The sequence below is a fragment of the Pedobacter frigidisoli genome (assembly GCF_004331675.1).
In the GTDB taxonomy this organism is placed as follows: Bacteria; Bacteroidota; Bacteroidia; order Sphingobacteriales; family Sphingobacteriaceae; genus Pedobacter; species Pedobacter frigidisoli.
Window position 1 is genome coordinate 151817 of record NZ_SJSN01000010.1, and the last position, 21775, is coordinate 173591.

At 41.0% G+C, this 21775-nt stretch carries 20 protein-coding genes; 12 read left to right on the forward strand and 8 right to left on the reverse strand.

The genetic code is table 11. The annotated features are described in order from the left end of the window. Positions 1-50: 50 nt before the first annotated feature. The 4 genes from EZ449_RS14045 (at position 51) to EZ449_RS14060 (ending at position 4455) form a co-directional block, all read left to right on the forward strand. Positions 51-2039, forward strand: a complete 1989-nt coding sequence (locus EZ449_RS14045) for a protein-disulfide reductase DsbD family protein (protein WP_131559851.1) — start codon at positions 51-53, stop codon at positions 2037-2039. 29 nt (positions 2040-2068) lie between these two features. Then, the gene (locus tag EZ449_RS14050) at positions 2069-2542 is read left to right on the forward strand and encodes a thioredoxin family protein (RefSeq protein ID WP_131559854.1); all 474 of its coding nucleotides are present in this window, start codon (positions 2069-2071) and stop codon (positions 2540-2542) included. 62 nt (positions 2543-2604) lie between these two features. Further along, positions 2605-3510 carry a helix-turn-helix domain-containing protein gene (locus EZ449_RS14055; RefSeq protein ID WP_131559856.1) on the forward strand — a complete coding sequence of 302 codons (906 nt, stop codon included), beginning with the start codon at positions 2605-2607 and terminating at the stop codon, positions 3508-3510. Between the two features lie 78 nt (positions 3511-3588). Further along, a complete protein-coding gene (locus EZ449_RS14060) occupies positions 3589-4455 on the forward strand; it encodes an oxidoreductase (RefSeq protein WP_131559858.1) in 867 nt (288 codons plus the stop codon). Between the two features lie 105 nt (positions 4456-4560). Here the strand turns inward: EZ449_RS14060 and EZ449_RS14065 are convergent, their stop codons facing one another. The 5 genes from EZ449_RS14065 to EZ449_RS14085 form a co-directional block, all read right to left on the reverse strand. After that, a complete protein-coding gene (locus EZ449_RS14065; RefSeq protein ID WP_131559860.1) occupies positions 4561-5871 on the reverse strand; it encodes a spondin domain-containing protein in 1311 nt (436 codons plus the stop codon). Positions 5872-6239: 368 nt separating this feature from the next. Further along, the gene (locus EZ449_RS14070; protein ID WP_131559862.1) at positions 6240-6692 is read right to left on the reverse strand and encodes a DUF417 family protein; all 453 of its coding nucleotides are present in this window, start codon (positions 6690-6692) and stop codon (positions 6240-6242) included. Between the two features lie 69 nt (positions 6693-6761). Next, entirely contained in the window at positions 6762-7547 is a 786-nt protein-coding gene (locus EZ449_RS14075; RefSeq protein WP_131559865.1) for a molybdopterin-dependent oxidoreductase, read from the reverse strand. Positions 7548-7552: 5 nt separating this feature from the next. Beyond that, positions 7553-8272 (reverse strand): cytochrome b/b6 domain-containing protein, encoded by a 720-nt coding sequence (locus EZ449_RS14080; protein ID WP_131559867.1) that lies wholly within the window; start codon positions 8270-8272, stop codon positions 7553-7555. Between the two features lie 38 nt (positions 8273-8310). Further along, positions 8311-9114: a DUF1223 domain-containing protein gene (locus tag EZ449_RS14085; protein ID WP_131559869.1), complete on the reverse strand. Its 804-nt coding sequence runs from the start codon at positions 9112-9114 to the stop codon at positions 8311-8313. 157 nt (positions 9115-9271) lie between these two features. Here EZ449_RS14085 and EZ449_RS14090 point away from each other — a divergent pair, with 157 nt between their 5' ends. From EZ449_RS14090 to EZ449_RS14115, 7 genes are all read left to right on the forward strand, one after another. Continuing rightward, on the forward strand, positions 9272-9859 hold the full coding sequence (locus EZ449_RS14090; protein WP_131559871.1) for a sigma-70 family RNA polymerase sigma factor: 588 nt from the start codon (positions 9272-9274) through the stop codon (positions 9857-9859). Positions 9860-9879: 20 nt separating this feature from the next. Continuing rightward, a complete protein-coding gene (locus EZ449_RS14095; protein ID WP_225872323.1) occupies positions 9880-10161 on the forward strand; it encodes a hypothetical protein in 282 nt (93 codons plus the stop codon). Positions 10162-10324: 163 nt separating this feature from the next. Next, positions 10325-10594 (forward strand): hypothetical protein, encoded by a 270-nt coding sequence (locus EZ449_RS14100; RefSeq protein WP_131559877.1) that lies wholly within the window; start codon positions 10325-10327, stop codon positions 10592-10594. Positions 10595-10786: 192 nt separating this feature from the next. After that, a complete protein-coding gene (locus EZ449_RS14105; RefSeq protein WP_131559879.1) occupies positions 10787-11245 on the forward strand; it encodes a CBS domain-containing protein in 459 nt (152 codons plus the stop codon). Positions 11246-11532: 287 nt separating this feature from the next. Continuing rightward, the gene (locus tag EZ449_RS23120; RefSeq protein WP_225872324.1) at positions 11533-12000 is read left to right on the forward strand and encodes a heavy metal-binding domain-containing protein; all 468 of its coding nucleotides are present in this window, start codon (positions 11533-11535) and stop codon (positions 11998-12000) included. A gap of 44 nt (positions 12001-12044) precedes the next feature. Beyond that, entirely contained in the window at positions 12045-14096 is a 2052-nt protein-coding gene (locus EZ449_RS14110; RefSeq protein ID WP_262711137.1) for a multicopper oxidase family protein, read from the forward strand. Between the two features lie 132 nt (positions 14097-14228). Then, a complete protein-coding gene (locus tag EZ449_RS14115; protein WP_131559881.1) occupies positions 14229-14417 on the forward strand; it encodes a hypothetical protein in 189 nt (62 codons plus the stop codon). Positions 14418-14892: 475 nt separating this feature from the next. On the opposite strand, the gene EZ449_RS14120 is transcribed toward EZ449_RS14115, so the two are convergent. From EZ449_RS14120 to EZ449_RS14130, 3 genes are all read right to left on the reverse strand, one after another. Next, a complete protein-coding gene (locus tag EZ449_RS14120) occupies positions 14893-15975 on the reverse strand; it encodes a sensor histidine kinase (RefSeq protein ID WP_131559884.1) in 1083 nt (360 codons plus the stop codon). Between the two features lie 253 nt (positions 15976-16228). After that, positions 16229-16957 carry a LytR/AlgR family response regulator transcription factor gene (locus EZ449_RS14125; RefSeq protein WP_131559886.1) on the reverse strand — a complete coding sequence of 243 codons (729 nt, stop codon included), beginning with the start codon at positions 16955-16957 and terminating at the stop codon, positions 16229-16231. 82 nt (positions 16958-17039) lie between these two features. Further along, entirely contained in the window at positions 17040-17405 is a 366-nt protein-coding gene (locus EZ449_RS14130; RefSeq protein ID WP_131559888.1) for a helix-turn-helix domain-containing protein, read from the reverse strand. A 1164-nt stretch (positions 17406-18569) separates the two neighbouring features. Between EZ449_RS14130 and EZ449_RS14135 the strand changes: the two genes are divergently transcribed. After that, entirely contained in the window at positions 18570-21770 is a 3201-nt protein-coding gene (locus EZ449_RS14135) for a SusC/RagA family TonB-linked outer membrane protein (protein ID WP_165499764.1), read from the forward strand. Positions 21771-21775: the final 5 nt, after the last annotated feature.

Consider the following 21775-nt stretch of genomic DNA (forward strand, 5'->3'; position numbering starts at 1 on the left):
CAAACCAGTATTGCGTCCAAACAGAGCGCAGCTATACTTTATAAATTCAAATGAAAAGGTCGTTAATTATCATAATCAGTTTAATATGGTTTTCTGTTTCAGCAGTTGCGCAGATTGAAAAGCCGGTTACATGGAGCTTTTCTTCAGAAAAAATCAATAATCAGGAAGCGTATCTGGTAATTAAAGCAGTCATCCAACCCGGATGGCATGTCTATTCGCAGTTCATCCCCCAGGGCGGCCCCATTCCTACCTCTTTTAAATTCAGTACCAATAAAGATTACACCCTGACAGGCAAGGTGTCTGAAAGCCCGAAGCCAAGCTCTGCTGTAGATAGAAATTTTAATATGGAGATTTCCTGGCATGAAAAACAGGTCGTCTTCAAGCAGCGGATAAAGGTGAACAAACCAACGGTAATCAGTGGCTCGGTGGAATTCATGGTTTGTAACGATCATAAATGTTTGCCGCCAACCGAAGAAGAATTTAAGATTACCGTAGGTGATCAGGCCCTGGTCTCATCAGCAGACCAGTCTGCCGGTAAAGAAATTGATAATACCATAAAGACAGCTAAGGTGCAGGTTAATCAGCAACCTACCGGACAAGATGCGGGCAACAGCTCTTATTTGGCGATATTTATCGCCGGGTTCCTGGGTGGGCTTGCCGCTTTTTTTATGCCGTGTATCTATCCCATGATTCCATTAACTGTTTCCTTTTTTACCAAGCAGGCCGGCTCCAGGCGGCAGGGGATCCAAAAGGCATTTTTATACGGAATATCCATCATCAGCATTTATGTGGCCCTGGGCCTGTTGATTACTTTAAGCTTCGGGGCATCCGCCCTAAACGAAGCAGCCAGCAGCGCTACCTTCAACCTGATTTTCTTCGCTGTTTTAGTGTTATTTGCTTTATCATTTTTGGGGGCTTTTGAAATTACGCTTCCTTCTGCCCTGGTTAACAAGATGGATGAAAAGTCGAACAAGGGCGGAATAATCGGCTTGTTTTTTATGGCCTTTACTTTAGCGCTTGTATCCTTCTCATGTACCGGGCCCATTATCGGCACCTTACTGGTAGACGCAGTATCCAAAGGATCATACCTGGGCCCGGCTATGGGCATGCTCGGGTTCTCTTCTGCCCTGGCCATCCCGTTCACCCTGTTTGCGATCTTCCCTTCATGGCTTAAAGAGCTCCCTAAATCTGGTGGATGGCTGAATACCGTGAAAGTCTCCCTAGGATTCCTGGAAATGGTGCTTGCCTTTAAATACCTTTCCAATGTAGATCTAGCTTATCACTGGGGATTTTTAAACAGAGATGTGTTTTTGGGGATCTGGATCATCATATTCGCCTTTCTTGGATTTTATCTATTGGGCAAAATACGGTTTTCACACGATTCGGATACACCGTTCATTTCACTGGGCCGCTTGTTTGCCAGCATGCTTGCATTTATTTTTACTGTTTATATGATTCCTGGTTTATGGGGAGCGACATTGCCTGCCATAAGCGGGTGGCTTCCTCCAAAAACCGATCAGGCCTTTGATTTGACCCGACTAGGTTCAGGAACCGATTCAAAAGAAACTCCGGACAAAAAATATGCTTCACTTTTCCATGCCCCACTTGGGCTGGATGCATTTTATGATTATGAGCCAGGGCTTACAGAATCAAAAAAGCTCAATAAACCGATATTACTTGACTTTACCGGCTGGAGCTGTACCAATTGCCGTAAAATGGAGGCAAGCGTCTGGGCCGATCCTAAAGTACTGGAACGGCTAAAGAAAGATTATATACTGGTGTCTCTATATGTCGATGATAAGACTGACCTTGACCCTCATGATATTTATGTTTCAAAATTCAGCGGAAAAAAAATAAAAACACTGGGACAAAAATGGAGTGATTTCCAGGCAACCACCTTCGGAACAAATTCCCAGCCGTATTATGTTATTGTGAATAGTTTAGGAACCCAGTTAACCAAACCACAGGCCTTTAACCTGGATATATCAAACTATATCCTGTTTCTTGACGAAGGGAAATCTGCCTACCACAACTTGTAAAATTTTAAACCTATTATAAATAATATAAAATGAAAAACACGAGCTATAATTTTATTTTTGCCGTCTGGTTGATCGGCTCATTGATTTCAGTGCAAACGGTGCAAGCAGCACTAAAAACCGATCCGATAAAAAAAGTTAAAAGTACCAAGATTAATTTTATTGAAAACTCCTGGACTGCTGCTTTAAAAAAGGCACGTACCGAACACAAATATATTTTTGTTGATGCTTATGCGAGCTGGTGCGGGCCCTGTAAGCAACTTAAAAACACCACATTTAATGATAAAGAAGCAGCTGCGTTTTTCAATAAAAACTTTGTGAACCTTTCCATAGATATGGAAAAAGGCGAAGGGGTAAACCTTGCAGATCAATGGGGCGTTCAGGAGTATCCCACCCTAATGATATTTGATTCAAGCGGCAAGAAGGTCCTGACCAGTACCGGATTTTTACAGCCGCAAGACCTGATTAAATTTGGACAGCAGGCGCTTAAGAAATCAAAATCCTAGTGGGTTTAAACTGTTTAATAAGTTCTGTTATGGATTATAGACTTTATTCTGTATATTAAATTATGCTTGAAGTTGTTGAACTTAGCTCTTTTTATAAAAATTTAGATCAATCTGATCAAGGTAACGATAGTGAGTGCGGTCATTTTAATATCTTTAAGATTGAAGACCTTGTACTTCCTAAATACAGAAAAGCATCGTACACCAGGCGTAGTTTTTATAAAATCACGCTGGTAAGCGGACAAAGTATGATTCACTATACCGATCGGGATATAGAAGTTGATGGAAGCGCTATCGTTTTTACAAATCCTTCCATTCAATACCACTGGGAGACGATCAGCGAAAGACAAACAGGTTACATGTGCATCTTTACAGACACCTTTTTTCGCAAATTTGGGAACATTAAGGATTACTCTGTATTTCAATCTAAAGATGAAGCTGTTTTACCTTTATTACCGGAGCAAGTCTTAACATATGAATCGCTTTTCGAAAAGATGTGTACCGAGCTGGAGGGAAATTATAAATTTAAATATGACCTGCTGCAATGTCTGCTGATGGAAGTGATACATGAGGCACAAAAAACAGTTCCTTTAATGGAAAGTCCGTTATCTAACTCTAATGCCGCCGAACGAATTGCCACCACATTTACTGAACTGATGGAGCGCCAGTTTCCGATTGAATTAACTTACCAGGTTATTAAGTTTAATTCTCCTGCCGCTTTCGCAGCTCAGCTCAACATTCATGTAAATCACCTGAATAAAGCACTCAAGGCAATAAAAGGATTTACAACCTCACAGCTGATCAATGAAAGAATTTTACAAGAAGCAAAGATCTTATTGAAGGGCACAAACTGGACTATCGCGCAAATTGCATTTAGTTTGGGATTCGGAGAAGCCAATCATTTCTCCGCTTTCTTTAAGAGCATGGCGAAAATCACGGCAAAAACCTACCGGAAACTGAGTAAAGATTGATATTTATAGTTTTCGATTTCAATTTAGTAAGCATACCGAATAATACGCAGATACCTTTGTCCCTTAATCTTAATAACAATGTGGACAAAGAAAGACATGCCGGATTTAACCGGCAAAACAGCCATCGTGACCGGCGCAAATACCGGTCTAGGATTTGAAACTGCACTTGCGCTATATGAGGCAGGCGCGCATGTTATACTGGCTTGCAGGAATGAAAAGAACGCTCAGCAAACAAAGTCCAAACTGGAATCGCAGGCAAGTAAAGGAACCCTTGAAATCGGCATTATCGATCTATCCAGCCTTAAGGCTGTTAAACAATTTGCGGATACATTTCTTAGGCAGCATGACCAGCTGCATATCTTGATCAATAATGCAGGTGTAGCAAATACTCCGGAGTCCAAGACCGCAGAGGATTATGAGCTCCAATTCGGCGTAAACTTTCTGGCCCATTTTGCGCTGACCGGTTACTTGTTTCCGGTAATTGAAGCAACTAAGGGCTCGCGTGTAATTACAGTAAGCAGCATGGGATACGAGCATGCCACCATAGATTTTGAAAACTTAAAATTACAAAAAGGATATAATGCTTTGCGGGAATACCGCCAGAGTAAACTAGCTAACCTTTTATTTTCTTTAGAACTGCAACGAAGAATCACAAAAATGGGCTACCAGGTGCTGTCAGTTGCAGCGCAACCTGGCGCAAATGATACAGATTTATTAAGACATTCATCAGCGGAGGAAATGTTAGCAGGAAAAGAACGTATCGGACAGTTTATGGAGCCTGCACAAGGTGCATTATCTGCTTTGTATGCTGCAGTATCTGATAAGGCAAAGGGCGGAAACATGTACGAACCTGATCAGGGATTTCGCGGTTATCCGGTGCTGGCAACTTTAAAGGAAAACGCCTTGGATAAAGCCGTTGCAAATAAGCTTTGGGGCTTAGCATAACAGATCACAGCGGTTCACTATCCTGACTGATACGCTGTTTAAGATACGCTTACTACTAAAAACAGTGACCGACAACGAGCCGGTCACTGTTATATAACTTGCTTATTACTTAAGAGTTACTTTAATGATCCCTGAAATCTCGGGCAAAGTAGTGAATTTGTTAGGATTGGGTACCGGTGCAATAACCTGGCTTTCTTTCAATGGTGTGCCCGCGAGATTGAACTGCGTGATACCCGCACCAGGAAACTGGTTGGTCGCGGTACCATTATCAAAAAGTTTAATGGAAGTCGATATATCGCCTTTTTGAAAAGGATCAACGCCATTATCTGCTGAAGAAAAGAACCAGTCATTCGAAAATCCATACATGGTTGCTATAGCCAGGCGGTCGCCCTTGCCGACGGTCAATTGTTGAGATACCTGGCCTCCTTGTTGACCATTTATTACCGGAAGCAGTACCCTTGTTGTAGGGGCAGGCAAAACATAAACCGCTTTAATACCTGGTTTGCCTTTCAAAAAGGAAGCTAATGTATCCGCATTCCCTTGTTGGGCAAGTAATTTTAATCCCTGCGCGCGATCAAGTTCGCCATCCTTATAAATTGGATTGTCTATGCCATTATAAACTACCACCAATATTGGTGACAAGGGGGTAAAGATCCCTGTAATTGATTTTGCGTAAGTGCTTAGCAAAGTGTTATCACCAGCTTCAGCAATACCCGTTAGGCCATTAGCTGTTGGCTGTCCACTGGTGTACAAAGGATTAGGGGCTAGTAAGGTGCCGCCTACAATGTAAGATACAGCCCAAACTCCGGGACTGAGCGGTGTCTCGTTTGGTGTACCACCTGAAGTGTTTTGAATGGTAAGGGTAAATACCGAGTTTCCGTCATACTTCAAAGTTGCCTTTACAAGTTTGGCTGCAGCAAGGTAGGTATTGCCCTGAGCATCAGTCCCGTTTACTTCAGTAATGTTCTTAAGCTCCGCCGTGCCCGGATGATTTACACCTGCACCAGGAACCTGATTGACCCGGGTACCATTATCCCAAAGCTTGATTTGTGAAGAAACATCCCCCTCAATAGGGGTTCCTTTGTCGTCATAGACCTGAATTCCCGGGCTTGAAGGAGCAAAAAATAAATCGTTAGACCAGCCATACATTGTAGCAAAAGTCAGGGCTTCGCCTTTGGCGGCGGAAAACGTAATAGTTGTAGATTGTCCCGGCAAAATTACCGCTAGCGTTCCAGTACCCTGAAATGTGCCTGACTCTACAAGCGGCTGGGATTTTAAAACGTTTTCTACGGTTATTGTAGTTTGCTGATTATCATCGGTTGTTGCCGAATCATCGTTATCCTTTTTGCATGCAGCAGCTAGAATGGGGATTAGGAGTACAAAGCTCCAGGTCTTTAGTTTACCTAGTATTTTCATAATGATGTTTTTGATTTTGTCGCGATTACCACCTATTACTTACAAAACTTTTTAAATCATTTTCAAGTGTAGAAACGGATTATTTTACTGGAAAAAATATGAGCATTATTCAAACCGGGACCCTGTACACTGGTTTGTCGCAAAAAATGACCAAAGAACAGGTTGGCCAATTTAAAAATATACAGATCATCATTTGCGGTAAGCAATGTTTGAAAGTATCGTTGTGACAATGATAAGACCTGTAAATATCTCTGAGTGCTAATTAGACTTTCACAATTACTAAATGGGTTAGAAACCTATACATCAGCCTGACTTTATGGCCAATAAAGTCAGATCATGTATTTAAACCTATTGGAGATTAACCTATATTAGATTTTAGTTTTGGTTGTGAGTATCATCTTGTCACCCCTGTTTTTTGCTATCACTAGTAATGCAATTGCAAGAAAGGCGAGATCTTTTACTACAAAAAAGTCGGTTACCGGCACTCCTTCACTGATTTTCCAGATTCCGGGTGTGGTGACTAGGAAGCTCAATGTAGTAACAAATATAATTAAGGTTAAGATTCCTGCTATAAAACCTATTTTGCGGCTCCAAAAAGACGCAATTAAAAGTGCTCCGGTTGTTATCTCGTATACTCCTATAATGTTCGATACGGTTTGTACAGAGAACAGGCTATACATCCAGTTCATCAAGAAGCTGTTTGAAACATAATTTTTAATTGCTGCTGCTTCTCCTGGTGTAAATTTGAAAATTCCAATCCAAAGGAATACTATAATTGTAGCGATTACGCCAATTCTATAGCCTAATTTTTCTAAAATCATGATGTTTATGTCTATTTTAATATTTACTTAAATCTGTGATGCCTATTTTAGGGTTAATGCTTCAATCAATTATAGGCCGGAATAATAGTCATACCCCTGTTCAGCCCAATAATCTTTTGGACGCTGATTGCTGAAAGATATCGTTCCAATTCGCTTTAAATTCTTTATGCCGTATTTTACCGGTACAATAAGACGTAGCGGGGCGCCATGTTCCAGACTAATAGGTTGATCATTCATTTCGTAGGCTAAAATTGTCTGCGGGTGCAGGGCACTTTCTGCTTCCAGCCCAATGTAGTACTCTCCATTAGGCGTTTCCATTCCAATGTATGGCATTTTTGCATGGTCAGTTAATCCGAAATGTTCAATAAAGTCGCTGAATTTAACTCCGGCCCAATGCTGGATCTGATCCCATCCTTCCACACACTTAAAGTCATAAATGATCTCTGTTTTAGGGAGCGCTTTAATTTCATCAATACTGATCTTTGTCACCTGGCCATTTCCTTTCCTTACGGCCAATGCCCAGCTTGCCGGATCAAAATCTTTATCATCAATTCCAATGTCGCTATTTACCCTAACCTTTTTAGCTGCCATTTCTTTGGGATAGGTTTTAACAAGGTGGTTATTGCTGAAAAAATTACGAAAGAACAGCTCCGTTTTATTTAAAGCTCTTCGTAGAGGTTTCCTTGCGCCCGCGGTTATACCGGATGTTTCTTCTGGGGACTTATACAGCCACCTCCACCCACCGTAAGCTGCTCCGCCGGCAGCAAAGAATGTGCTAAATGATATAAAGTTGCGTCTGTTGATCTTCTGATCTACAGTTAACTCTTTTTTTACCTTTTTTACTTTCTTTTCCATTTCTTTTAAAGCTTTTTTGTATCAGGTGTTTTAATTTCGGGCATATCGATTATCGGATCCTTAAGTGTCTCAGGTTCTTCAGTAACCTCAAGCCCTGAAACCACTGAACGGAAGTTATTCCAGCCGGCCATAACAACTTGGAAGACGTGGATAAGAAAGAAAAACATATATCCAACTGTTAAAGCAAAATGCAGGATACGCGCCAGATGGTACCCTCCGAAAAGCCACGTGATCCAATAAAATTGAACCGGTTTATAAATTGCGAGCCCGGTTATGACCGAACCTAAGCCCATTACAATAATCGCGGTATAGGCAATCCGCTGGGCTGCATTATATTTGTCCTGGGGAGGTATTCCCTTTCTAATGTGGAGGTCATAGAGTAAAACCAGCCAGGCATCCCGAAAAGAATTACGCTGAGGTACCAGGTACCTCCACTGGCCAGATATGATGGTATAAAGCACATACAGGATGCCGTTTAAGGTAAAAAACCACATAAATAAGAAATGAAAAGCCATCCCTTCCGCTAGTCTATGCGGAATATGTAAAAAGGTATAAAACCATTCGGGAAAAAAGCTGAAAAAGGTGTAACCAAAAAGCGTGATACTATATTCATCATTTGCCCAATAAATCAGCATCCCGCTCCAGATCATTATGGTTAAAATTGGAAAGTTAATCCAGTGTGTCCATCGCATGAGCAGTGGGTGCTTTTCTTTGATTATTTTCATATGCGGTTAATTCTTTTAAGGTTATTGATTATTCCTTACTACTTAGATTTTTGGCTCACTCCACTATTTTTGCTTGAAATACCAGAGGGTGACCTGGCAGCGCCAATGATCTCTCCGGTGTTGTTTTTTTGCAGCAAGGCGATAATTTCGACATTGCCCCTCACTTCGGCAGGAATGCTGATGGATGCCTCTCCTGTATGTTTGTCTCTGATTTCTATAGTTTGAATATTTTTAACAATCTGTACATGTGATAATTGTCTTCCAGCGTTTTCACCGCGCAGAACTTTGCTGACCGCATTCTTTTGGATTAGCGCTAATACCAGCGAGGTATTATCTGGAATTCCGTCAATTTGATAGCGAAAGTCAATCTTTTCACCCAACTTTTTAATGTTAGAAAGGACGATCCTGGCAGGTGACTGTATGCTGAGGGACTTTTTGATAGCAGTACGCAATGTCCCTTCTTCTGAGCCTACAAATTCACTCTTACCGTTTACTATGGCCTGTGGCGTATAAACAGAGGATAATTTCAGCCAAATGCTATAATTATTTTGGCGTTTGGAAAAAGCAGCGCTGCTAAATTGGTCTTTCCACCCCAACCTGTTCCAGTAATCAACATGATAGCTTAAGATATAGATATCCTTTCCCCTGCTTTCTTTTTCGATTTTAGAAATAAGTTCATCGGCGGGAGGGCAACTTGAACAGCCCTCTGATGTAAAAAGCTCAATTACAGCGAAACTAGTAGCAAGTTTATCCTTGGAACCTGGTTTATTTATAAAAGAGTATGATCCCAATGCGATAAGTAGCATCCCGGTGATGATCGAGGATTTTTTTGACGGAGCCATATGTATGAATTTTCTGTTTCTGTCGTAAAAAGTTATAAGTCCTTACAAAAATTTCTATTTTTTTGTAAGGAAATCGCAAACTGACCGACTAAATGATGAGAAAGAAACTTATTAAGTTTACCAATGCAGATAAAATAATTTATAATACAAGCCTCCTATGCACCAAGACGAAACCGAAAGCAAAAAGAATAATATTGATCCCCACAATTGGGTAGGTGCGCACGCGGATTACCTGTATAACTTTGCGATTACCCGCTTAAATGACTCCGAACTTGCCAGGGATATTGTTCAAGAGACGTTTCTGGGTGCTCTTGAGAAAGTCAGTAGTTTCCATGGTCGCAGCACTGAACGGACCTGGCTTACTGCCATATTAAAGTACAAGATCATTGACGTATATCGCAAACGGTCATCAGGAGCGGAAACGATCCAGTTACTTCCGGATGAGGGTACAGAGGATGGCTTTTTTAACACAAACGATGGGCATTGGAAAGAAGCGCAGCAACCCAGGCCATTTGGATTGGACGATCATGACCCCTTGATCAGTAAGGAGTTTAATCAAATCCTGCAAAGATGCATGGCTAAACTGCCGGCGTTATGGTTTTCTGTTTTCTCAATGAAACACATTGATGATATGGAAACGGACATTATCTGCTCTGAATTAAACGTGACGGCATCAAATTGCTGGGTAATAATACATCGGGCGAAAGTGAACTTAAGAGCTTGCTTACAAAAAAATTGGATATGAATTGAAAAGTAATGATGGAAATGGAAGAAAACGAAATAACAAAAATTGCTTATAACTGTAGAAAGGCTACTTTTCTAATTGAAAAAAAGCAGATCAGTACAATAACCTTGCGCGAAAAACTGGAACTAAAAATTCACCTGGCCGGCTGTTCGGTATGCATGCTCTACGAAAAGCAAAGCCGCCTTATTAATAACATGGTAAAAGATCTATTCTCCTCCCCTGATTCGCGGGAGATTAGACTGGATGAAAGTTTTAAAAAAGAATTGCAGGCACAGATCGAAAAAAAATTGAACAATAACTAGAAGCTATTGCAAAACTTTACGATCATTGATTTACAGCTAGTGTGCTAATTCCAGTTTAGTTGCTTCACTTATCGAGAAAGTATTGACAAAAAATTTATTTTTTGTAAGGATAGTCTGGTTCATTCGTCTAATATGAAAAATAAAACTTATTAAAAACTTAATTATGAAAACTCAAAATTTCGTATCAGCATCTCGAAAAGTAATTGCAGCTTTTGCAATTGTAGCCTTGTTTACATTTTCTGCAAGTGCACAAACTGACACTTCAAAAATGAAGAGCAAACCTTCGCAATCAAAAATGGCACATGGCAAAATGGGCAAAGATAAGATGGCCAAAGGTAAAATGAATAATAGTAAAATGTCAGGAAAGATGGATCCTGGTAAAAAGGGAAAGATGTCAGACACTAAAATGAAAAAAGACACCACTAAAATGTAATCAACAGCGTTTGGTTTTTAAAGGGGGGCGCTAAGCCCCTTTTTGTTTATATTTAAAAAATTCGATCAATCAAAATGTATTAGGAGATAGAATTGAACATCTCATGAATTATTTGCCTCTTTGACACCTGGCATGATTTGAAAACTGATATTGCATGAATATATGCAAAGGCTGATGATGACTTAAAAGGAAATGGATATAACGCACCTTATTGACAAGGATTTTCACACAGTTTCAGTTTTAGAAGACACACGAGATGCTAAAAAATGGTTTCTAGTGCATCAATACATGGCTGTTATTGACGAGAATTCAATCATAATTGGAATTATTACGCAAAATGACCTGCTAAAAAACCCTGAGAGTAGACAACTACTTGATGTAAATTTTTTTAAGCCTATCGTTGAGCTCACACAAACTTTGTCTGAAGTATTTGCTCTTATGAAACAGTCGCAATCGGACTTTCTACCAGTCAATCATAACGATAAGTTCATTGGAATTATAACTCTTTTGAATTTAACCCAAGGATTCGAGCTTGCAATAAAGAATAACCATCAAAATTATCAAAAAGTGATTCATGATCTAAGAAATCCCATTGACAATATGCAGGGACTTGTAAGCGTGTTAGATCTTTCATCAACAGATGATTATTAAAATAAAAACATTCTTATTCAGATGTGTAATCAATCCTGCAGACAAGCTTTCTCTAGGTGAGCAGAAAATAATTACAGATTGGGCCAGCGCAGTACTGGATAGTCTGGAAAAAACAGATAACAAATGAAAAAGATAATATTATTTATTTTGGCAGTCTGCACTTTGCAGATGGCCAATGCCCAACATGACCAGCATGGAACAGCATCTACCGCTGTTAAAAGTGAAGAGATCTATACCTGCCCCATGCATCCGGAAATACAACAGGGGAAACCGGGTAAATGCCCAAAATGCGGAATGCCGCTGGTAAAGAAAAAAAACCTGCCACCGTTAAAAAAACGCCCCCTAAAAAGTCTTCGACTTCAAAAAAACCAGTTCCTCCTACTAAGCAGGCAACTGATAAGATGGAAATGGACAACAGCAAGGCTGTCGATAATAAATCGACCGATGTGAAAAGTACAACCTATACCTGCCCGATGCACCCAGAGATCCGTCAGGATGCTCCGGGCAAATGTCCAAAATGCGGCATGAAGCTCATTCCAGAAAAACCTAAGACCGAGAAAAACGACCATGATGGAATGGATATGGGCAAGGGTACACAAAAAGTGGGTATGGAAGGGATGGATATGGGAGATACTGATGCGACAATGGCAAATATCAAAAAAGCAAAGATTAACCTTGGCCCGATCAGAACAATTACAAATAATGCTAAACCAAGAACCGTTAGGTATGACCTTACATTGCGGATACAACGGTAACATTTGGAAAGAAACCCAAACGTGCGATTGCAGTTAATGGACAGATACCAATGCCGACCTTGACCTTTACAGAAGGGGATACTGCTGAGATCTATGTACACAATAATTTGGACGAAGAAACCTCATTGCACTGGCATGGCCTTTTTCTTCCCAACAAGGAAGACGGTGTTCCATTTTTAACCCAAATGCCAATTAAACCGCATTCTACTTATGTATATAGGTTTCCAATCTTTCAACATGGCACCCACTGGTACCATAGCCATAGCAAGCTTCAGGAACAGATCGGAATGTATGGTTCATTTATAATGAACAAGCGTAATAAAGAATGGGATATTCCAACATTGCCAATTGTAATAAGCGAATGGACAGATATGAAGCCAGAAGAAGTCCATCGCAGTCTAAAGAATGCAACCGACTGGTTTGCCATCCAAAAAGGTGCTACACAAAGTTATGCCGAGGCTATCCGATCTGGAGAGTTTAAGACCAAGGTTAACAACGAATGGAAACGGATGAATGCGATGGATGTGAGCGACGTCTACTATGATGCTTTTTTGATCAATGGAAAGAACCAGAACCTTCAATCCCAATTCAAGGCTGGAGATAAGGTGAGGTTGCGCATAGCGAATGGCGGAGCATCCGATTATTTTTGGCTTACCTATTCGGGCGGAAAGATTACGGTGGTAGCTACCGACGGAAATGATGTAGAACCTGTAGAAGTTGACAGGCTGATCATTGCCGTGTCAGAAACCTATGATGTAGTAGTGACCATTCCAGAAAACAAAAGTTATGAATTTTTGGTGACTCCGGAAGACAGGACAAAATCTGCATCCCTCTGGCTGGGCAAGGGCGAAAAAGTTCCCGCTAAGCCACTTCCGAAACTCAAGTATTTCGCAGGGATGAAAATGATGAACGACATGATGGACATGCAGGGCAACATGATCGAGATGGATGGCATGAAGATGCAGAACCAGATCATGGATATGAATACGGTGATGTATCCTGAAATTACTGGTGAGGAAACCCCTAAAAAAGGCTCAAAAGCCGTAGACAAAAGCATGGCGGAAATGGGGGCTACCAGCTCGGATATTGTTACACTTAACTACGATATGTTGAGAGATCCGAAAAAAACCACTTTACCAAAAGGACCTTGGAAAGAAATTAAGTTTGAGCTCACTGGGAACATGAACAGGTATGTTTGGAGCCTTGATAATAAAACAGTCTCCGAAACTGATAAGATACTGATCAAAAAGGGTGAAAACGTTAGGATTATTCTCTACAATAATAGCCTGATGCGACACCCGATGCACTTGCATGGCCATGACTTTAGGGTAGTGAATGCACAGGGAGATCATGCCGTTATGAAGAATGTTCTTGATATCATGCCTATGGAAAGGGATACCATCGAATTTGCGGCGACAGAACCAGGGGGGGATTGGTTTTTCCACTGCCATATCCTTTACCACATGACGAGTGGAATGGGCAGGGTTTTTAGTTATGAAAATTCACCTGCGAACCCAGAAATCCCAAATCCAAGACTTGCACAGCGCAAATTGTTCAGCGACGATAGGGAATTCCATTTGATGGGAAACATTGGATTAGAAAGCAACGGTAGCGATGGGGAAGTGATGTTGGCGAATACGCAATATCGTTTCTCGACTGAATTCAGGTTGGGACTAAAGTCGGAACATGGAAATGAGGTAGAAGCTTACTTCGGTCGCTATATTGGAAAAATGCAGTGTTTTATGCCTTTCATTGGATTTGATTATCACTACAACAGTATGGGCAATATGGCTGGGAAAAATATGTTTGGGCAGCTCAGCAATCAGATGAACAGAAAGGCGGCTGTGATCGGTGCGCAATACATTCTTCCAATGTTGGTTACTGCCGAAGCCCGATTGGACAGTAAGGGTAAGTTTCGTTTTCAATTGATGCGTGAAGATATGCCATTGAGCAAAAGATTAAGGCTAAATATTATGGGAAACACGGATAAGGAATACATGGCTGGACTTAGATACATTGTAACTAAATACTTTTCATTTTCTACCCATTATGATAGCGATATGGGTTATGGAGGAGGAATCACATTGACGTACTAATTTATTTTAGGGGAGTAAGAAATGGCCTTTTTCCAATATATAATTTAGTGATACACATCATTTTAGTAGTTGATGAGGGTCAATAGGTCAGATTGTATCTAAGCGTACATTCGTAGGTAAATTATAGAAATCATGAAAAAAACTCGTTTTTTATTCTCCTTAATGTTAATGGCATTAACGGTTTTTACAGGCAATGTCTTCGGTCAGTCCAAAACAGAAAAAGTGCAAGTTGAAAAAATATCCATCAATAAGAAAGGCGAAATCCACGACCACGGCTGGAACAAACTTGGCTACATTACCAAGGACATCTCGTTTCGATAGGAGAAATCGGGCACCAAGGTATATGACTTTTTTAGACACCAGCATAAAAATCATCCCGGTCTTCTTGTCCAAATAAAAAATTCACCTGCGTAATCCAGCAATCTTTGTCGAAGTTAAAATCTAAAGCCTTATTCTAATTATGATTTGGTGATTTATCTTATGGATGTTTGTTTAAATTGGCTCTGTTATGAGATGTTTGGTTGTGCAAATAAATTTGACTACATAGGACTGTGATTCGTTTAATTGATGTTTACCTTCTGGTTTTTTCTTGATTATAAATATGCTTCTACTAATCAGAAAAATGTATGTAAGGTTTTACTTAGCATTAAAATAATTTAAAGTATCAGCTTGTTGCGATCTGTATGCCAGAAACCTGGGTCGTGCTCCACCCACGAATGCAGAATGTAACTGCCTTTTCTCTGACTTAAACTAGAGTATCACCAATGAACAAACAATCTAATAAGAATTGTTCTTTTCAAGATACGGTTGGCGCCTTAATATTAATCCAGACAAAAAAGTGGTCAACATCGGCTTGGCCGTATTTCATATCACATCTGTCTGGATAATTTAGTAATAGCCTGGTCCTAATATTCTCCATTCCCTTATTAAATCCTTGTGGCTGGTTGCCTTTCATAATGCGATTATAAGTAGAGATCCTAAGTGATTGTTTATCTACCGCTATATCTATCTTGGCAGGATCGTCCTTGATATGGATGTCCCCATGCTTGAACAAGTTCTCCACTAGAGTGAGCAGCACCAACGGAATGAGCCTGGATTCCCCAGCGCCATTCTGGTAGGTAAACTGAACAAAGGCCCTTTCCTTAAATCTTAACTGATAAAGCCTGATCAAAGACTCTACTTGCGTAATTTCCAGTGACATCTGCGGTTCTTGATCATTCTGATCCGAATTGACCGCAAATCGAATGAGCTCGGATAGATCAATGACAGCCTGAGCCGCTCGTGCGTCTGTTCGAAGCACGCTATCATGAATGAACCCAAGTATATTAAAGATGAAATGGGGATTGATCTGCGCCTTAAGATAAGCGTTTGTTGCTTCGTGCAGGGCAACCTCCAGTTCCTTGTTCCGCAGTGATCCCTCATGTTCTTTCTCCTTAGATTGCTCCTTTTCCAGTCGCTCTCTCTTATAGCGGATAAACATGAAAAGAAAAAAGGATAATCCGATAAACTGCAAAACCCGCCATAATGTTTGCAGAAAATATGGAAGATCAACAAAACCGAAGAGCTGACCAGCTTGAGGTCCAATAAGCACCGCGTCTACCAAGACCTTTAATGAGATGAACAAAACGATTTCCATAATCAGGTAGCTACTGAGTATAGCTACATGCAACCGCGATCTATCGTAACCGCTCTTTAGCACTATGAAAGTATTGAGATAAAATAAGATAATGTTTAGGGAATAATGAAATAAATAGGCTTCGGGTTTGCCAAACCTCCCGGATGCAAATCCGATTAGTAAAACCTCACAAAAAATGTAAAGCGACCATCCGATCAGGTGAATCTTATTGGCAATGGCCCAGTTTTGAATTTTTTTAGTCATCTCAGGATATGCTTTAGTGTACGCTCAGGTGGTTCTGGTGTACTATTTTTTTTTGTCAGTACGATGGTGATAGTTTTCATAAAAAAAAGGAATATGAAACAGAAACCATCAAAGCTGATTAAGAGAACAGTGTTCGTTTTCAGGCCAAATCAAAGCTCGCGTGGAGCTTCCACCGATCCGACCGCAACCAGTGTGACCATTATTGCCACCGAGACGATTCGGACGACAAAGTAGCAATTACCACTGATCAAGACTACCGGCCGGATCTTATCAGATTTTTTTCAGCGTACTTCATCACTGCTTCCTTATATTCGTTACCAATTGGGATGATATTATTGTCTGAAATCTTAATACTATTGCCTAGCACATGTTGGATCTTGTCCAAATTGATGATATAGCTTCTATGGACCCTCATTAATTTGGTGTTAGCCAGCTCCCGCTCTGCATTGCCCATCGTATTTTTCATATCATGCGTAATGCCTCCACTGACATTTAGTCTTACATAGTTTTTTAGCGCCTGGATAAATAGTATGTCTTCGATGTACAGTTTAAGTATTCTGTTTTTTTCCGCCAACCGAATAAATAAGATATCCTTTTCCTGATAAATTGATTTGGAAAGCCTCTTTTCAATTAGACGGCGAATTGAATTAATGAATTTTACGCTGCCAATAGGCTTAACAAGGTAATCATCTGCATGGATTCCAAATGCATCGATCGCATACTGTGAATGGGCGGTTGTGAACACGATTAGATTGGTGTAATCCCGAAGCATACTTGCAAGCTCTATACCTGAAAGGCCTGGCATATCTATGTCAATGAAAAGGATATCGATCCTGTCGGATAGCTTTATCTCAGCAAGTGCCTGTATCGGATCGGTAAAGCTTTTAACAAGTTTTAATCCTGGGATTTGTTTGATATGCTCTGTTAGTGTGGCAATAGCATAGTCCTCATCATCAATGATGGCGCATTTGTAGTTTTCCATAAATATAATTATTGATCAGCATTTAATATATCAATGATAGGTAGGTTAACCACAATAGCATGGTTTGGTTGGTACTACCGAATCACTTACTTCTTTCTGTCGCTTTTATACTGATTACTTTGTCCTCAACTTTCTTGCCGACGACTCCGCGTTCATTTATTCTCGAAACTTTTTCGTAGGTAATTTCGATCATGTCGTTCTCAGGAACACTCGGAGGCATAATTTCTTTTATTGAATCTAAACTGAGAGCTTTTGCAATTAGTCTCAAATGCCGAAGGCTATATTTTTCTGGCTGTCCCAGTGCTTCGGCTTTTCCAACAAAACTTTGACTTAGTGTCATAAGTTCGCTTAGCTCCCGCTGTGATATACCTCTCTCCTCACGTAATTTCTTCACATTTAAGATCACATTGTAGTCAATTTCTGAAATAATTACTTTAAGACTAGGCATTTAATTTAAAATTTATGCTCCGTCTATTTGGAGCGTTAATTATTTTTTAGTATACTTGTATTAATTATTGCGACAATCATAAAAGGGGAAAACAATTCCTCCTTTTTAACGATGTCTCTCGTTCGAAAATCGCCAGTTTACCCTCGAGAGTACCGTGAGTTCGCCATTTCTATTGGATATTTCTATCTTTGTGATATTATATTCAATAGGGCGATTCTCATGTTAGTCTTCTGAGGGAACAGAATCCGCAAGGAATTCTGTCGGTGTCTGGCGATACCACGAACAGAAGCATTGAGATCGCCTTATTGTTTACAATAAAGCAGTCAAAGCTTTTGTGAGATGATTTCGTTTTATAAACCTTTATAAAGCCGAATATGGAAACAAAAACATTAACCGCGAAGATTCAATGCCTGTACCGCATTTATATCCGGTTTGCTCAACAGTTATTAATAAAGAACGTCTTCTGCACACCAGAATAAGTGTTCGCTATTACTAATTGACATGTATGGATAAAGCCTGAAATACGAGAAGACAATAGGCTTTCGCAGAAAAGGGCTGGTGCCAATTCGTCATGTCTTAAAAATTCCATTAAGTATTCAAATCAACAAGCCATTATAGCTGCCGTTTTTTGGTATTTAGCGATTCCTTAAAATTAACGTTTTTTATGGCAAGTTCAAAATAATGATGCTTGGTGGTTGGAGTGCGGCTATAATGCGTACAGGATCGCGGTTAATTTTTAATTCGAAGAGCATGAATCTTATTAGTTCAACAACTTCCTGTCCATTTGATAGGCTTTATGCGCTAAAGCCAAAAAATCCTGTATAAGCTGTTGGTAGCGGGCGGGTTGGCCTTTTTTGGTCGAAAAAAGATAGGTTCTTTAATGATGTACTCGCCCTTGCTTATTCTTTAAATTCGATCAGGGTCTAACCAGCCATATATACGCAAACTAACTAACTTACAATGAAAAAAATAAGATATTTTATTGTCAGGGCCCTGCCATGCCTTTTTTTTAAGCTGGCGCAAAAGCCCGACAACATTCCAAAATTGCTTTTCGAGCTATCGTTCGGAAAAGACAAACAGTTCATGCAATCCAGGGAACCGGACAGCAACCAGCTGGCTGAACTTTGCAAAGATGAGCTAAGACTACAAAAGTTAAAGCGAAAGATGGGGCTTTGCTGTCTAATTATCGCCATAATGTTTATAATCCCCTGTATTCCCAATGAAGCTCATTCTCAGGAAAGCTCTGGCCTGGTAAAAGGGAAGGTTTTGGATGAAAGCAAAAGGGCTATACCCAGCGCAACCGTCAGGGTGCTAGGAAAGAAAATTTTTATCTTATCAGACATTCAGGGGAATTTTTTACTGCAGAATGTTTCTCGAGGCGATACACTGTTGTTGTCATGCGTAGGTTTTAAAGATGCAAAGTTTGGCGTCGGCAATGGCGATGATCTGGGTGAGCTTGTTCTCGTACAAGATAACACACAACTGATGGATGTTGAGATTGTGAGCACCGGTTACCAGCAAGTACCAAGGGAACGTGCCACGGGCAGCTTTGTGCAACTGGATACCAAGCTATTGAATAGGAGGGTGAGCACAAATATTCTCGACAGGTTAGAGGGTGTAACAAGCGGACTTAGCTTTAATAGGAATACAATCTCCTCAAATGGAAGCAATCCCTCATCGTTGAGCGTGAGGGGAAGAAGTACGATTTTTGCGAATCCAAATCCGTTGATCGTGGTCGATAATTTTCCTTTCAGTGGCGACATCTCTGCCATTAATCCGAATGATATTGCTTCTATTACGGTACTTAAAGATGCAGCCGCAGCATCTATTTGGGGTGCACTCTCGGGTAATGGCGTGATTGTGATCACCACCAAAAAGGGGACTATGGGAACCGCTCCAAAAGTGGATTTTAGTGCCAACCTGACCATAGGTGAACGTCCGGATCTTTATAAGGCGCCACGGTTGAGTGCTTCGAGTTTTATCGAGGTGGAAAAATTTCTTTTTGATAAAGGGTACTATAATTCAAGAATTACCAGTTCTACCCATCCTGTGCTTTCCCCAGTAGTTGAGATTCTTTTACGCCGGAGAAGCGGACAGATTTCATCATTGGATTCTGCCAAACTAATCGGCGATTATGCGGGCAATGATACCAGGAGTGACCTCGCTGAATATTATTACCGTAATGTTGTTAACCAACAGTATTCCCTCAGTGTATCAGGAGGGGCAGACAGTCATTCTTATTACCTCGGCGCCGGACTGGATCGCAATCTGACAAGTTTGGAACGCAACAGTTTCGACCGAATAAACATAAATGGGTCGAATACCTTTTTGTTTGCCAAAAAAAGGCTGGAGTGGACAACCGCATTTTATTATACGCGAAATCATACAGAGAATAACGGCTTGAGTGCGACTTTAGGCTATCCCTACCTGAAGCTCAAAAATGCTGATGGTAGCAATGCAAGTATTCCCTACCAATACCGTAAGCCATATGTTGATACCCTAGGAAATGGTAAATTACTGGACTGGAGCTATCGGCCCTTGGATGAGCTTGCTCAAAATGACAATGTAACCTCGCTCACAGAGTACCGTTTGAATACTTTGCTCAAGTACACGATCCTTAGGGGTTTTGATGCCTCAGTGCAATACCAGTACAATGAGGGTAACGGCATCCTTAGGACGCTTTATAACCAGGACAGGTTCTACACAAGGGACTATATCAATCGATTTACACAAATTTCCTCGGGTGGTGTTTATACGAGGCTGGTGCCCTTAGGAGCGATTCTTGATAATCGCAACAACCTTTCGGTATCCCAAAACCTAAGGGGACAGTTTGCATTCAATCAAAAATTCGGCAAACAACATGATCTAAGCGCTATCCTTGGCATGGAGGCTAGGGAGGTAAGTGGAAACTCTGCCTCAAACAGGCTTTATGGATATTCAGAGGTAGGAGCGGCCGGGGCCGTAAACTACCTTGGAACTTTCGTCATGCTTCCTACAAATTCAACCGGTATGATCGAATCGGGCCTCTCCCAGCTGCAAACCAGTAATAGGTTCGTATCTACCTTTGCAAATGCGGCCTATACCTATGCTGACCGTTATACCTTATCCGCGAGTGCAAGAAAGGATGAGTCCAATGTATTTGGGGCGACAACCAACCAGAAAGGAATACCATTATGGTCTGTTGGGGCAAGCTGGCAAATCAGTAGTGAGCCATTTTATCAGTTTGAGGAAATACCTTATCTGCGTTTTCGCATCACAAGGGGGTATCAGGGAAATGTTGACAATAGCCTTTCTCCGCAGGTCACGGTTACCACAAACCCAATATCGTTGAACACTGCGGGAAGTCCATACTCGGTACTTTCAAATCCGCCTAATCCCGAACTCCGTTGGGAGAGGATAGGTATGATCAATCTAGGCCTGGACTTTAGGTTCCGGGAGAACAGGGTTCAGGGAACATTTGAATTCTTTAGTAAGAATGGCAGGGATCTCATCGGGATAAGCACAATAGATCCGACTACAGGGGTGCAGACATTTAAGGGCAACTCGGCAAACATGAACGTACGTGGACTTGACGTGACCTTAAACACCAGGAACCTAGTTGGGAAATTCAATTGGTCATCTGTGTTGTTGTTTAGCATAGCCCGGGACAGGGTCACAAAGTACCTATTGAGCCCACCTACAATTAGCGCCGCGCTTACTGGAGGCATAAGCCCCATAGAAGGCAATCCACTATATTCAATATACGCGTTGGAATGGGCCGGTCTAAACACCAGCGGCAACCCGCAGGTATTGCTCAATGGGCTGCCATCCACAAACTATTCGGCCATTTTGAGTTCGGCCGACTTAAGCAACCTGAAATATATTGGTCCGGTCAATCCTCCAGTGTTTGGAAGCTTAAGGAACGATTTTGATTGTGGCAATTGGAATATATCGATCAATATTAGCTATAAGTTTGGAAACTATTTCAGAAATCCTGGGCTTGGCTATGGCAACATATTTACAGGCAATATTTCTTATATGGATAGCCAGTATCTTTCCAGATGGAAGAACCCGGGCGATGAGGCCATTACCGATGTTCCATCCATGATATATCCCGCAAATGCAAATCGGGATATGGCTTATAACTATTCTGACATATTGATTGAACGAGGTGACCACATCCGCCTGCAGGACATTAACCTGAGCTATGATTTTGCTCTGCCAAAAGGTGGCAGTAAACTTTTCAGGAGCCTCCGAATCTTCACTTATGTGAACAACCTTGGTATACTGTGGAGCGTTAACAAACTTGGCCTTGATCCCGATTACCTCACCTCCGCATTCGCGAATCCAAGAACCTATGCATTTGGCATCCGTGCCGGATTATAATTTTA